Origin of the sequence: Pantoea sp. SIMBA_079, assembly GCF_046940275.1 — a bacterium.
GTDB lineage: Bacteria > Pseudomonadota > Gammaproteobacteria > Enterobacterales > Enterobacteriaceae > Pantoea > Pantoea borealis.
This window is the reverse complement of sequence record NZ_JAWRYR010000002.1, coordinates 356,237-371,073: the sequence shown is the minus strand read 5'-3', so window position 1 is coordinate 371,073 and position 14,837 is coordinate 356,237. Positions and strand designations below refer to the sequence as shown.

At 56.0% G+C, this 14,837-nt stretch carries 9 protein-coding genes and 1 pseudogene; 6 read left to right on the top strand and 4 right to left on the bottom strand.

From position 1 onward, the window contains the following. Positions 1-11: 11 nt before the first annotated feature. A complete protein-coding gene (locus tag SB719_RS05570) occupies positions 12-905 on the bottom strand; it encodes an SDR family oxidoreductase (protein ID WP_065647331.1) in 894 nt (297 codons plus the stop codon). Between the two features lie 301 nt (positions 906-1,206). Between SB719_RS05570 and fdhF the strand changes: the two genes are divergently transcribed. The 6 genes and pseudogenes from fdhF (at position 1,207) to SB719_RS05540 (ending at position 8,662) form a co-directional block, all read left to right on the top strand. Further along, the gene (gene fdhF, locus SB719_RS05565; protein WP_065647641.1) at positions 1,207-4,179 is read left to right on the top strand and encodes a formate dehydrogenase subunit alpha; all 2,973 of its coding nucleotides are present in this window, start codon (positions 1,207-1,209) and stop codon (positions 4,177-4,179) included. Next, entirely contained in the window at positions 4,179-4,664 is a 486-nt protein-coding gene (locus SB719_RS05560) for a DUF1641 domain-containing protein (RefSeq protein ID WP_412159007.1), read from the top strand. The genes fdhF and SB719_RS05560 overlap by 1 nt, the downstream gene beginning before the upstream one ends. Beyond that, positions 4,657-6,024: a cytochrome ubiquinol oxidase subunit I gene (locus SB719_RS05555; RefSeq protein ID WP_304231500.1), complete on the top strand. Its 1,368-nt coding sequence runs from the start codon at positions 4,657-4,659 to the stop codon at positions 6,022-6,024. The genes SB719_RS05560 and SB719_RS05555 overlap by 8 nt, the downstream gene beginning before the upstream one ends. 7 nt (positions 6,025-6,031) lie before the next feature. Further along, the gene (locus SB719_RS05550; RefSeq protein WP_314689500.1) at positions 6,032-6,979 is read left to right on the top strand and encodes a cytochrome d ubiquinol oxidase subunit II; all 948 of its coding nucleotides are present in this window, start codon (positions 6,032-6,034) and stop codon (positions 6,977-6,979) included. 195 nt (positions 6,980-7,174) lie between these two features. Beyond that, a pseudogene (locus SB719_RS05545) lies at positions 7,175-7,291 on the top strand (alpha/beta fold hydrolase); the annotation flags it as partial. Between the two features lie 255 nt (positions 7,292-7,546). Beyond that, positions 7,547-8,662 (top strand): glycoside hydrolase family 5 protein, encoded by a 1,116-nt coding sequence (locus SB719_RS05540; RefSeq protein WP_412159006.1) that lies wholly within the window; start codon positions 7,547-7,549, stop codon positions 8,660-8,662. 33 nt (positions 8,663-8,695) lie between these two features. Here SB719_RS05540 and SB719_RS05535 read toward each other — a convergent pair whose 3' ends face one another. The 3 genes from SB719_RS05535 to SB719_RS05525 form a co-directional block, all read right to left on the bottom strand. Continuing rightward, on the bottom strand, positions 8,696-12,424 hold the full coding sequence (locus SB719_RS05535) for an FAD-dependent oxidoreductase (protein ID WP_314689505.1): 3,729 nt from the start codon (positions 12,422-12,424) through the stop codon (positions 8,696-8,698). Positions 12,425-12,940: 516 nt separating this feature from the next. After that, positions 12,941-14,086, bottom strand: a complete 1,146-nt coding sequence (locus tag SB719_RS05530) for an amidohydrolase (RefSeq protein WP_314689508.1) — start codon at positions 14,084-14,086, stop codon at positions 12,941-12,943. A 221-nt stretch (positions 14,087-14,307) separates the two neighbouring features. After that, the gene (locus SB719_RS05525; RefSeq protein WP_065647338.1) at positions 14,308-14,709 is read right to left on the bottom strand and encodes an H-NS family nucleoid-associated regulatory protein; all 402 of its coding nucleotides are present in this window, start codon (positions 14,707-14,709) and stop codon (positions 14,308-14,310) included. Between the last annotated feature and the right edge of the window lie 128 nt (positions 14,710-14,837).

The following is a 14,837-nucleotide window of genomic DNA, read 5'->3' as shown; positions in this document are numbered from 1 at the left end:
AGAATGTGCAATTACAGCGTGCCGGTACCGCCGTCTGAGCACCATACCTGGCCTGAGGTGAAGCCATTGAGATTTTCAGCAAATGTCACATACAGCGGGGCGATTTCCACCGGCTGGCCTGGACGGCCCATCGGTGCGCCGGAACCAAACTGCTGCAGTTTCTCTTCAGGCTGACCGCCACACGCCTGAAGCGGGGTCCAGTAAGGACCGGGCGCGACAGCGTTAACGCGGATTTTCTGTTCCGCCAGCTGTTTGGCCAGCGCTTTAGTAAAGGCAGCAATGGAGGCCTTGGTCTGCGCATAATCAAGCAGAATTGCGCTTGGTTCATACGCCTGAACAGAAGACGTATTTATAATAGACGCACCCTGTGGCAGATATTCCAGCGCGGCTTTAGTGATCCAGAACATCGCATAAACGTTGGTCTTAAAGGTTGCATCAAAATCTTCCGTAGAGAGCGTACGGATTGACTCATTAAATTGCTGGCGTCCGGCGTTATTAACCAGAATATCCAGACCATCCAGTTTTTCAGCGGCTTCTTTTACCAGCTGCTGACAAAATGATTCTGAACGGATATCGCCCGGAATAGCGATGGCTTTACGTCCTTCAGCTTCAATCAGCTTTACCACTTCCTGCGCATCTGACTCTTCAGCTGGCAGATAGTTAATGGCAACGTCTGCGCCTTCACGAGCGTAAGCGATAGCCACGGCGCGGCCGATGCCTGAATCGCCGCCAGTGATCAGCGCCTTACGTCCGGTCAGACGGCCTGAGCCGCGATAGCTTTTTTCACCGTGATCGGGAAGCGGATCCATCTTGCTGGCTAAGCCTGGAAAATCCTGCGACGGCGTGTTGAACGGTGGCTGCGGATATTCATTGGTGATTAGCGTTTTGTTAGTGAACGAATTCATAACGGGCTCCTTGTACAGTGAACGTGTAGAAATAAGCCTGGCAGAGATGTGATATTTGTCACGTAAAAAACCGCGAATGAATTTTATTTGTGCAATAACCACGCAGCGGAGAAAGTTATTTTTCCTTACAATTTCACTAACGTAATGATTATTTATTGCCTCTTAGTCCACTTTTATAAAATAAGCGAGTCGGTAACATTGCAGAGCAGAAATTTAGCTCTAAGCTCATTGAATAATTCTAATAAATATCCGGGCTTTTGCCGGGATTAACATAATGAGCACTGTCGTCAACGAGGCGAAAATGAGCGAAGCACACTGTACCATTATTTATAACGGGGAACGGCTGAGTGGCGCAGCGGATCAACCGCTGATCGATTTTCTGCAACAGCAGGGAAAAAAACTGCCGCATGTCTGCTATCACCCGGCGCTGCCGCCGCTGCAAAGCTGTGACGTCTGCTGGGTCAGAGCTGATGGAGAACAGGTACGTGGCTGTACCTTACGTACATATGAAGGCTTACAGGTGGTGAGTGAAGGTGCAGAACTGGCTGCCGCACAGCAGGAAGGCATGGATCGGATCCTGAATCGTCATGAACTCTACTGTACCGTTTGTGAGCACAATACCGGCGACTGTACGCTGCATAATGCGGTAGCCGATATGCACATGCCCATTCAGTTCTATCCCTATGAACGCAAACCCTATAACAAAGATCACAGCAATCCGTTTTATACCTACGATCCCGATCAGTGCATTCTCTGTGGCCGCTGCGTGGAAGCGTGCCAGAACGTAGAGGTAAATGAGACCCTTTCCATCGACTACAGTGCAGAGCACCCGCGCGTATTGTGGGATGGCGGGACGGAGATTGCCGGCTCAAGCTGCGTCAGCTGCGGTCACTGCGTCACTGTTTGTCCCTGCAATGCGCTGCTGGAGAAAACCATGCAGCCCGATGCCGGTCCGTTTACCCGCATGGATGAGGATCTGAAGCGACCATTTATTGATGCCATCAAAAAAATGGAGAAAAGCATCGGCATGGAGCCGATAACCGGCATTTCCCTGATCGATGACGCTTTACGCAAAACTGAAATCAAAAAAACCAAAACGGTCTGTACTTACTGCGGCGTTGGCTGCAGCTTTGAAGTCTGGACGCGCGATCGCCATATCCTGAAAGTCCAGCCGGTCGCTGAGGCGCCGGTAAATGGCATCTCTACCTGCGTGAAAGGCAAGTTTGGCTGGGACTTTGTTAACAGTCCGAACCGTCTGACCACGCCACTTATTCGCGAAAATGGAGCATTCCGGCCTGCCACCTGGGAAGAGGCACTGAATCGGGTAGCTGAAGGGCTGCGCGCCGTTGCGCATCAGCATGGCGGCGCAGCGATTGGTTTCATTGGCTCCAGTAAAGCCAGCAATGAAGAAGCCTATCTGACCCAAAAGATTGCGCGCCTGATTTTTGGCACCAACAATGTCGATAACTCTTCACGTTACTGTCAGAACCCGGCTACTCAGGGGCTATTCCGTACCGTGGGTTATGGCGGCGATGCCGGTACGCTGCGCGATCTCCAGCAGACCGATCTCATCATTACCGTGGGCAGTAATCTGGCAGAAAATCATCCGGTATTCGCCTCACATATCAAGCAGAGCCATAAACATCGCGGACAGAAGCTGCTGGTAGTGGATCCGCGTAAACATGAGATGGCGGAACGCGCCGACTGTTATCTGCGTATCCGGCCCGGTACCGATATGGTATGGGCGTCAGCGATGGCGAAATACATGTTCGATCATCACTATGCGGACGATGCATTTCTGGCTGAACGGGTAAATGATGTTGACGCTTACCGCGCCTCGCTCGCGCCGTTTACGCTCGACATGGCGAGTGAAATAACCGGTCTGAGCGTGGACGCGCTGACAGAGGCAGCAGAGATGATCGGTCAGGCTAACAGCGCCTGTATTCTCTGGGCAATGGGTATCACGCAGCACAGCCACGGTGCGGATGCCAGCACGGCGCTCTCTAATCTGCTGCTGGTCACCGGTAACTACGGCCGGCCTGGCACCGGCGGCTATCCGATGCGCGGACATAATAATGTGCAGGGCGCCAGCGACTTTGGCTGTCTGAGCAATGTTTACCCCGGCTACGAAAGCGTAACGGACGATGCGGTGCGGGAGAAGTGGGCGCAGGCGTGGCAGGTTGCGCCGGACGCGCTCTCTGATGAAGAAGGGCTGGATAACTTCCTGATGATTGAGCACGCTCACGATAAGCGGCTGCGCGCCATGTACATTATCGGCGAAGATACCGCTTTTTCAGATGCGAATTCCACGAAAGTGGATGAAGCATTCAGCCAGCTCGATTTTATGGTAGTGCAGGATATTTTCATGAGCAAAACCGCGCGCTATGCCGATGTGGTCTTGCCCGGCTGCCCGAGTCTGGAGAAAGAGGGCACTTTCGTTAATACCGAGCGCCGTATCCAGCACTTCTCGCCGGCGTTTGCTCCGCTGGGTGAGAGCCGGCCCGACTGGCAGATCCTGACTGACCTTGCGGCACGTCTTGGTCATCGCTGGGACTATCCGAATCCGGGCGCCATTATGGCTGAGGCAGCAGGCATTGCGGATCTGTTTGCCGGCGTCAGCTATGAACAGCTGGTGGGCTGGCAGTCGCAGCTCTGGCCGGTTAAAGCAGATGGCAGCAGTACGCCGCTGCTCTACACCGACGCGTTTGCGTTTCCGGATGGTAAAGCGCGTCTCTATGCACTTGAATGGCAGCCACCGGCAGAGCAGCCAGACACAGAGTACGATCTGCTGCTAAACAATGGCCGCATGCTGGAGCATTTTCAGTCGACAAATCAGACAGGACAGGGTGGACGCATCATGTCGCTGTCGCCTAACTGGTTTGTGGAGATTTCACCACAGCTGGCGAAAGAAAGGCAGCTACAGGAGGGGGACTGGGTTGAAATCCGTTCACGGCGCGGCGTGCTGGAGGTGCCGGTGGTTGTTACCGATCGTGCAGCAGGCAATGTGCTGTTTATTCCGATTCACTACGGCAAACCTGGCGTCAACGGTCTCACCGGCAATCATCATGACCCGGATGTCAATACGCCGGCGTATAAAGAGATTGCGGTCAGCCTGCGTAAGCTGGCGCGTCAGCCCCAGCCGCACCCATTGCCGCTGCACAACTTCCGTCACGGACAGCGCACGCCGCTTGATCACCTGCCGATTGAGGTGAAATGGCAGCAGCCGGAATACCGTTTACCCCCTGAACATGTTTCGCACCCGGAGAAAAGCTAATGGCCGAACCGCTGGACTACCAGCCTGAACCTGCGCGCACAGAACCCACCGCGCAGGAGTCGCTCAACACGCTGCTGGAAAATCTTCATCAGCACGGTTTTCTGCGTCTCGCTAATGATGTGGTTAAAGCGAACAACGATATTGGCAAGATCCTCGCCGGGGGACTGAATCGTCCTGGTACTCAGAACGCGATCCAGAACATGTCGCTGCTGTTTATGATGCTGAGTACTATCCCGCCCGAGCGGTTTAATCATGTGCTGCTGGCGGTGCGTGACGCCCTGGTGGCGATGAAACCGGCGACGGAGTCTGTGCAGCAGGAGAAAGCGGCGCCCGGCATCAGAGGGGTGATGAAACTGCTGAATGATGAAAAGCTGTGGCAGGGGGTGCGCCCGCTGCTATCGGCACTGGAGGCCTTTTCGCACGAGATGCAGAAAGAAGAGGAGACCCCGATTACCCGCTACAGCGGTAAGCCGACCCGTGAGTAGCCAGGAGTGGGTGCTGCTGATTGCCCGCGGTCAGTTTGCGCTGACCATGGGCATGCACATTACGCTGGCGGCGCTGACGCTGGGCCTAGCGCCCTTCCTGGTCTGGTTTGAAGCGCGCTGGCTGTGGGGAAAACGTCCTGAGGCGCGGCAGGCGCTGCAGTTCTGGATAAAAATATTTGCCCTGACCGTGGCTATCGGCACGGTCTCTGGCGTGGTGATGGAGTTCCAGTTTGGTACGCACTGGTCCGGACTGGCGTCGCGGGCGGGCGGCGTGCTCGGCCCGCTGATGCTTTATGAAGTGCTGATTGCGTTTTTTCTTGAATCAGCCCTGACCGGCGTCATGCTGTTTGGCTTTGATCGGGTTAAGCCCGGCGTTCATTTTACCGTGACCTGCTTTGTTGCACTTGGCGCAGTGCTGAGCGCGTTCTGGATCCTCGCGGCTAACTCCTGGATGCAGACGCCCGCTGCCTTTCATCTGGCCGATGATGGTCGTCTGCTCCCCGACAGCGCGTGGACCCTGCTCGCTGCTCCCTCTTTTGGCTGGCGTTTTGCCCATATGCTGCTTGCCTCCATAATAAGCGTCAGCTTTCTGCTCGGCGGCGTAGCCGCGTGGCGCTTACGTCGCCGGCCTGATGAAGCAGCAAGTCGTCTGATGCTGCGCAGTGCGCTGACGATAACGCTGCTGGCGCTACCGGCACAGATTGTGGTGGGGGATTTACACGGTGAGAATACGCGCACCTGGCAGCCGGCAAAGCTGGCGGCAATGGAGGGAAGCTGGCACGCGCCGCCGCCAGGTGAGGGAGAGCCGCTGCGGCTGTTTGCCATCCCGGATCAGCACGCGCAGCGCAACCACGCTGAACTGGCGATCCCGGCAATCGGCTCGCTCTATCTGCGCCACAATCTCACCGGGCACATTAGAAGTCTGAGTGATTTTCCGGCAGAAGCGCAGCCGCCGGTGCTACCGGTATTTTTTGCGTTTCGCCTGATGGTGGGGTGTGGACTGCTGATGCTGGTGGTCAGTCTGACGGCAAACCTGCAGCGCTGGCGCGGCCGCTTATACCATTCACCGCGCCTGTTGCGTCTGCTGACGCTGATGTCGCCTGCCGGGTTTATGGCGCTGCTGGCCGGATGGGTGGTCACTGAAATGGGACGTCAACCCTGGACGGTTTATGGTGTGATACGCACTGCTGATAGCCTTTCACCGCTGTCGCTCAGCAGTACGCTGGCGATTTTTGTCGCGATCGTGCTGGTCTATACGCTGGGTTTTGCGCTTGGTCTGATCTATTTAGTGCGCCAGATTAACGCCCCGCTGTCTGATGACCCAGAGGTGCTGGCCGAGCGCGTTGAAACGCCGGCCTGAGGAGATAATGATGCTTGCCGACCTTTCTGCAGCCGTGCTGATCTTTTCGCTGCTGATGTATCTGGCGCTGGATGGCACCGATCTTGGCGTGGGCATGCTGTTTTACGCGTTTGATACGCCACAGCAGCGGCAGTGGATGGCGCACAGTTTGTTGCCGCTCTGGGATGCCAATGAAACCTGGCTGGTCCTGATGGCAGGTGGCATGCTGGCCCTCTTTCCTGCGCTCTATAGCCTGCTGCTGCAGACGCTGATGGTGCCGGTATTTCTGCTGCTACTGGCACTGTTTCTGCGTGCGCTGGCACTGGCGTATCGCGCGCAGGTCAGCGCTGCCTGGCGCGTCTGGCTCGATCGTCTGATGATAATCAGTTCGCTGGCGGCGGCCTTTCTGCCCGGCTGGATAAGCGGGCTAATCCTGGTTTCGCGTCCCCCCGCCGGAATTGTCATCGATCTTTCACTGGCACCGCTGCTGTGTGGTGCTGGCGTGGTGGCGGTAGATTTGCTGCTGGGCTGCTGCTGGATTTGCTGGCGTCTGGGTGAGACGGCAGGAGAACGCGCCCGGTCATTTGCCGTGCTGGCATGGACCTGCACGGTAATCTGTCTGACAGGAGTCATATTGCTGGAGCCGACGCTATGGCAGCTGAGCTGGCAGCGCGAACCAGGCCAGCTGATCCTGATGGCTATCCCGCTTCTGATTGTGCTTCAGGCCATATTACTCTGGCGCGAAGCGATGGTAGCACTGCTGATGATAACGTTGCTGCTTATCGGCGCAGTGGTCACTGCTCTGGCGTTCGGGCTCTATCCCTGGCTACTGCCGTTTCAGCTGCAGATACAGGAAGAAGCGTCATCGCCGGTAACGCAGGGCATGGTGCTGACCGGTATGCTGATTTTCCTGCCGCTGACGCTGCTCTACCACAGCTGGTCCTTTTGGGTATTCAAACGCCGGCCACACCACTGATGTATATGGCTGATCTGCCGGCACAGGTATAAGCCTGATTTCCTGCAGCGTGCCGGTGTGCAATGCACTGGCACAGCCGGCTAAACCTCAGTAAACGCAATTGTGCATGACAGAAGAGTCTGCTAATTTTGGAATCGTTCATTTCCTTATTTTAATGCCTGATACAGAAGCCATCTGCCGCAGCAGATAAATGCGGCAAGGCACCCTGTGCAGGCAGCGCTTGCCGATCGTTACTGGATTATTGCCCCCGATCTGCCGGGGCAGGGAGAGTCAGACAAGCCGTTAACCGGCTATGACACGCTGTCACTGGCCAGAACAGAGCAGGTTTAACTGCACGGCAGAGGCGTCTGAGCGGAGGCGGGCTGAACACGTTGCACCAGCCAGGCGTGAAAGGATTGTGAGTGTCTGGCAGGCGAAACATTCACAAAAAATAACACCAGCCAGCGCGGTTTTATCGCTATAAATGCAGCCAAAAAAGAAGGTGTTTTTGTGCGTGCATGTATAGCAATTATCACTCTGTTTTCGATACTCATCCTGTCCGGTCGGAACGCCACGGCGGCAGACGCGATGGCGTTCTGGTCAGCACCCCGGCAGGGGGCTAACAGCTTTAACCGGCTGCCACCGGACAGCGCGTATTTTACAGCCCTGCGCGGCTATGGTGCCAGCTGGGTACGGCTCTCCTGGGATAAATGGCCCACGCAGCAGCGCGACTTTTTACTGGGTAACGCAGACGATTATCGCGGGCTGGATGACGGCGATCTGCAGACGCTCATCCGCACACTTGACCGCGCCTGGGCGGCGGGCCTGCACGTGGTTATTACGCCTCTCTCTCTGCCCGGCATGCGCTGGGCGCAGAATAATGGGGGCAAATTTGACGATCGGCTCTGGCAGGATACGGTCTGGTGGGAAACCAGCGTGCGCTACTGGCACGATCTGGCTGCCGCTCTGCGCGATCATCCGGCTATTGCGGCCTATAACCTGATCAATGAACCCGCGCCGGAAAAAAATGGCGGGCTTGCGGAACACGCCAGCAGCGAGGCTATGGCGCGCTGGTACCAGCAGCAGCGCGGCGGAAGCCGCGATCTGCCGGGGTTCTATACCAGGGTAATTGCCGCTATCCGTGAAGTGGATGCGGTCACACCCATTATGGTCGACAGCGGCTGGTATGCGGCCGCTGATGCGTTTGATTACTGGCCTGGGGCGCTGAGCGATAAACGCATACTTTATAGTGTGCACATGTATGAACCCTATGCTGCGACCAGCGCGCCTAACGCCCGGCGTAAACAACCCTGGCCCTATCCGGGCTATGTGCCGTTTGGCGGCGGAATGCAGCAGTGGGATGCAGCGCGCATCGCGGACTATCTGGCCCGGCCCTTTAACTGGGCCGCGCGTAATGGGATCGGTAAGCAGCAGCTGGTGATCGGCGAATTGGGCTGCGTGCGCACGCTGGCCGGGTGTACACAGTACCTGGAGGATGTTCTGACGGTGCTGGACAGCTATCACGCACACTGGGCGTTCTATAGCTTTCGTGAAGATAGCTGGGACGGCATGGATTATGAACTGGGACGTCAGAAGGTCCCGTGGCGCTACTGGCAGGCGGCAGAAAAAAACCTGCCTGATCCCCTGCCGCGCAGCGCCACTAAAGAGTTTGAGCCCATCCGCAAGCGGCTGGCCCGTCAGTAAAGCACGCCAGGCTTTCAGGCCTGGCGTGCCGCATCAGGCGATGGTTTTACGATTACTGAGCAGATCTTTTACGCTCTCCGCCACCCGCTTACCCGCCAGAAAAGCGTGATCGGAGTTGTAATACTCCCATTCACTGTAACGGCCGGCCAGATGAATACTCTGCGTAGCCAGCCAGCTGCGGATCAGCGCAACATTGGCACTGCGCGCATGGTCATAAACTACATAGGCGTAAGGCATATTCACGATGCTGCTGGTAAGGATCTCATCATCCTGATTAATAATGCCCACCCGGATACAGTCATCGATGCAGCGCTGGATCAGCGCCTCACCCTCACAGGGCAATGGCTGGTCGTCACGCCAGGTAATTTCACAGGTCAGGCCAAATCCGCCCGGCGGGTTACAGTGCGGGCTGGCGTTACCCTGCAGAAAAATACGGTGGAACAGCGTGTCACCCGGATAGTAGATCCAGTGCTTTTCACTGATGGCCGGCCGTCCGATGCCGAGGTTAACGCAGCAGACTGAGGTATGGCGCAGCTGAGAGGCCGCCTGCTGTACCGCCTGCGGCGCGCGTGCGCCCATCAGGCGCACCAGTTCCGGCAGGGGCAGCGTGCTGATAAGCTGGTCATACTGCAGATGCCGGCCATCGCTGAGCGTGACGCTGCGCGATTGTGGCTGAATCTCTGCTACCGCCGTGCCGGTTTCCAGCGTACAGGTAAGATGGGGCAGAAAGCCGTTCATCAGCGCCTGAAAACCGCCGCGCAGCGGATAGCCGAAGCGTGCGTTAGGCCCAACCGGTTTATCCAGCGGCGCGAGTGCACCGCTAACAATCTGCGCCAGATCGGGCAACGGTACGCGACCGCCCAGCCATGAGGTCTCCATACTGGCCAGCGGCGTTTTCCACAGTTTACGGTTATAGGGAACGGCAAAATGACGGGCGATGCCTTTGCCCCAGACGCGATAGATAAAGTGTTCAAAATCTTCGTTGTTATGCTGTTCAGTAATGCAGCTCTCATCGGCTATCACTCCGTCGGCGCAGCAGTCGCGCGATGCGTCCACGGCAGGCAGCACGGCGGTCTCGTTTTCAGCTGCGCCGTAGCGCGCTTCAATTGCGCCCAGCACACACTCACCGATCACCTCCGCAGGCAGGCCGTGCAGCGCTGACTGGAACGGATAACGCGTATAGACATCGTGGCTGTAGACCCAGGCTTCACGCATCTGCCAGTGCTGATTTTCCCCCAGCAGCAGGTCATACAGTTCCAGCACGTAGGGATCGTTAGAGAACATGATGTGGCCGGCATAGTCGAAGGTAAAACCTTTATCTTCTATTGAGCGGCACCAGCCACCCGGTGATTCGTTTTTCTCAAGTACGACGGCACCTTTGCCATAATGATAACCGGCACTGAGACCGGTAGGGCCTGCGCCGAGGATGAGGCATTCAACCGGATGCAGCGTGGCCGGCTGCGTGCGTTCAGCGTGTACAGCGGGCTGAGCCGCTGGCTGCGCTGGCCGGCGTTTGATGGCGCTAAGGTGCTGCTGCATCTGCGCCACTGTATTATCCCACGACGTTGCAGCCACTATGGCAGCCATTGCTTCATCCTGCATATGACGCCGTTCAGCGGTCAGACGCAGGGCGTGTTCGCAGCCCTGAATAAACGCTTCCGGTGAATCTGCGATGGTTACAATGTCCGCATAGTGACGGGCTACATCAGCGATTGCAGTACTGACAATCGGCAGCTGCGCCGCCATGTACTCCAGTACCTTCGTCGGGCTGATATAGCGCGTTGACGCGTTCAGCGCGAACGGCATCAGACAGACATCCCAGCCGGCCAGAAACTGCGGCAGAGCGGCATAAGACTGCTGGCCGAACCAGTGCAGATTTTTACGCTGCGGCAGCGTCGCAGGATCGATCTTTACCACCGGCCCCACCATGATGATCTGCCAGTCAGGGTGTGCGTCAGCCAGGGCGGTGACCAGCGGCAGATCCATGCGCTCGTCAATGACGCCGTAATAACCGAGACGCGGTTTAGGCAGAAACTGCTGTAGCGGATGGCCGTTGCTGCGATCGAGCGCCTGCGCAAAATGCCCGGCATCCACGCTGCTGGGAAAACAGTGAACGCGCGGATGACGATCTTTTTTTGCTTCATACAGGCTGCGTCCGCCGGTGAAAACCAGGTCGGCGCGGCTCAGAAGGGCTGATTCGCGCTGCTGCAGCTGACGCGGCGCCTGATCAAAAGCGGACAGCTCATCCATGCAGTCATAAATGATCCCGCGGCTGTTAAACGCGCTAAGCAGCGGCAGCGCCATGGGCGTGTAGAACCACACCAGCGGTTCTGCGGCAGGCTCCAGCAGATTGCTGAGCAGCGGCTGCAGTAACGCAATCTGGTCGTCATGAAAACCGGGGGCGTGTATCGGCGTATGCGGCTCGACCACGGTGACATTAGCCGCAGGCTGCGAGGTGCGTAATCCGGCTTCACCTCCCTGATAAACCGGCTCTTCGATAAAAATAATCCGGTGGTGCTGTGCAAGGCGTGAGAGCACATGCTGCGGCCGCTGAAACACAAACCCCCAGCGCAGATGACTAAATACCACCAGTACAGATTGATTCATGACGAACTCCTTTGGCCCAGCGGCCGGTGTGAGAAACCCCTGAAAACGCGCGAGTGCGCGTTGTGATTGCCGCAGCGCGGCAGCGTAAGTGTGGTTAAGTAAGCGGACTTTCTGCGGATCGACATCCCACAGGCCGCTATGCGGCCAGTGCGTAATGTTTTCCCAGAGAGGCCGATCAATAATGGGATAGAGACAGATACCGCGAATGTCACAGCCCGCCAGCTGCGCCTGTGCGATCTGGCCGGTGATATGGGTCAGCCACGCCGCGCGGCCGCTCCCGACATGGCTGGTTTCCGCCAGCAACAGGGGGCGCTGATAGCGCGCCGTGAGGCGGGCAAGCATGTCGGATAACGGACTACGCCGCGCATCATCCAGATGCCACTCCAGCCGCTGGCCGGTCTGCGCCAGCCACTGATTACCGTGGTAATAGTTGGCTCCGATCAGATCCAGATAGCGCGGTGACCCGCCCAGCTCCGGTTCACGCAGCCCTGCCAGCATGTCCCACGCCTGATACTGCGCATCCGTCAGGGCGGCGGCGTGCTGCTGCGCGTGGTCGCTGTCATCATCCGCCACCACGTGAATGATGGGATCGCAGTGCAGAAAGCGCGCGCGCGGGTCGACGGCCAGGATGGCATCGCAGCCCGCCAGGGCAGCCCGCACCAGCTGACGCTTGATGGCATCGGGGTCGCTATGGGCGCTGTCACCAAACAATCCCACTGAAATGCCCCAGGCGAAAAAAGAGAGCTCGTTAATCGGTGAGTAAACCGGGGGATCGTCGCGGTAAAACCCGGTCAGCCAGGTCGCAACCTGATGGCAGAATTGCGCAAACCGCGGCACAAATTCAGGTGAAAACAGGGTGAGATCGGCAGGCCAGCCATAGTGGCTCAGCGTCCAGTTCACCTGAATGTTGTGTTCTTCTGCCGCCTGCATGCAGCGGGTAAGCCGGGCAAACGTGCGCTGAGGATCGGCTTCAGCCAGCCGCCAGCCGACGCTTTCACGCACTGAACGGATATCAAATGCAGCAAGCGCGGCATAATCAGTTGCAATATGCACGTCGTGCGCATTAATTGCATTCATATCAAGTGTAATCCCGGCGGGATTAATATGGTCGGCACCCTCAAACCCGGCCTGCCAGAAGCTGGAAAATGGCAACATTGAATTCTCCTGGAAAAACAGGACAAAACAGCAGCCCTGCAAAGTAAATTACAGGGCCAGCTTTAATTAAAATTTATCAGGGCTGTGACTGGATAAATAAAAAGGCTGCCGGCGGGTTACATCACAAAGTCAGGGCAGCGGTAAAACTTTTTAAAAGTTGTTTGAAGAAATTATAGTCAGGCACCGGGTTTCAGCAACTCTGTGAAGTTGCTGGAAAAAAAGCAAAGCGGCAGCGAATGCTTTGCTTTATTAGCCGCAAAAAACCTTTTATTCGGAGAATAAGTTTATTTATCAACGGGTACAGATAACAGCTGATGTGGCAACGTGTCAGCAGTGAATGATTAATTCGCCGAGGGTTTTTATTCACGCTTACCGTTTTTTAATCCGGGAAATAGCTGCTGCTGTTTTCAACACGTTGAATGACTTAATAATTACACCTGCCATTTTTTACCTGTGGTATTTTTTAACTTAATGTTTCCGGCAACGACTGTGCATCAGAAAAAATTGCATGGCGTATTAAACCGGTCGCTGAGCAAAAGCCGTATCGGCCAGCGCGGCAAGGTAGCGTGCTGCAGGTAACAGCACATCATCATTGATGCGAAACGCAGGGTGATGCAGAGGCCAGGCTTCACCGGTACCAATCATGATAAATGCGCCAGGTATATATTGCTGATAATAAGAGAAATCTTCGCCAATCGGTGTGGCGGGAATTTCACGCGCGTCCAGCCCGTTGAGCGTGGCCTGATGCAGGGCAAACGCAGTCCAGTGCTTATCATTTATCACGGCGGGCGGCCCCGCCTGCCAGCTGATCGTTATTTCGGCCGCAAAAGCAGCGCTGATACCGTTAACCAGTTCACGGAAGCGTTGTTCAATACGCTCGCGTGTGCCAGCAGAAAAGGTACGGACGGTGCCCTCCAGCCACGCGCTTTCCGGGATAACATTCCACGCGCTGCCGCTGTGGAGCTGCGTAATTGAGAGCACAGCATTCTCTGCTGAAGGGGTATTACGGCTGATCAGCGTCTGGGCTGCAGAGACAATCTGCGCGGCAATCACAACAGGATCGTTACCCTGATGCGGATGTGCGGCATGGCTGCCGGTGCCGCTGATATGCAGGACAAAGCGGTCAACGGCGGCAGTCAGCGCGCCCGCCCGGCTGCCGGCGACGCCTGCCGGCAAAGTGGGATCGTTATGGATCCCAAAAATGGCAAAAGCATCCTGCAGGGCACCGCTGGCAAGCACCGCAGGTGCGCCTTTACCGGTCTCTTCTGCAGCCTGAAAAATAAAGCGCACCCGGCCTGCCAGCTGCGCTTCGCGTGATTTCAGCAAAATCGCTGCGCCGAGTATTGCCGCGCTGTGAAAATCGTGACCGCAGGCGTGCATAATTCCGGGATGCTCTGAACTGAATTCTACTCCGGACTGCTCTTCTACAGGCAATGCATCAATGTCGCCCCGCAGTACTACCAGTGGACCGTTTTCGGGACCCACTTCGGCGACCAGTCCGGTTGTCAGCGCTACCGGCAGAATGCGGATATTCTGCGCCTCAAGCTGCTGACGAATTCGCGCGGTGGTGGCAAATTCCTGGTTTGATAGTTCAGGGAAGCGGTGCAGCTCCTGACGGAAAGCAATCAGCTGTTCATTTAACGGGGTTAACTCTGACGACATAGCCTGTTCCTTGCTCACGATTACGCTGCGCGGCGTGCAGCACACATTATCCGGAGAAGGTAACAGCAGAGAGAGGTGTAGCTATATCTCAATACCCGCAATGGTATTGTGATAAGTGAATAACTGCAGCGACTTAACAGCTCAGAACTATTAGAAACAGAGGAGAGAGTGGCGAAACCAGCCCCGGGGAAATGAGGCTGGAAAATATTACTGTCAGCCGATCAGATTAAAAAATCGTCCAGTGATGCGCCTGCATCGACAGCACTTTTAATCGGAGAAGGCGTACGGCCCTGACCCGTCCACTGCTTTTCATTACCGTCTTCATCGGTATATTTATACTTGGCCGGACGCGGCGCGCGTTTAGCCTTGGGTTTAGTTTCTGACTGGTTTAATTTCGCAAGTTCACTAATATCAATGCCGTCATTCATCAGCATCTCTTTGTATAACGCCAGCTTTTCTTCTTTTTCACGCTGAGCAGCATTATCTGCTTCAGCTTCTTCACGGCGCTCTGCAACTACCACAGCGAGCTTTTCCAGCATCTCATTTAATACCGCTACTTCAATATCACGCGTCTGAGCACGCAGTGTACGAAGATTATTCAATGCCTTTAGTGCATCGCTCATGAATATAACCCTTATTACTGATATGAAAATTTTAAAGCGCGCATTCTACGATAATTTTTTTGAAATTAAAATATGCATTGAGGCGCGAAATCCGCTGTTCCGCGTAATTATCAGACTCATTGAGTTAT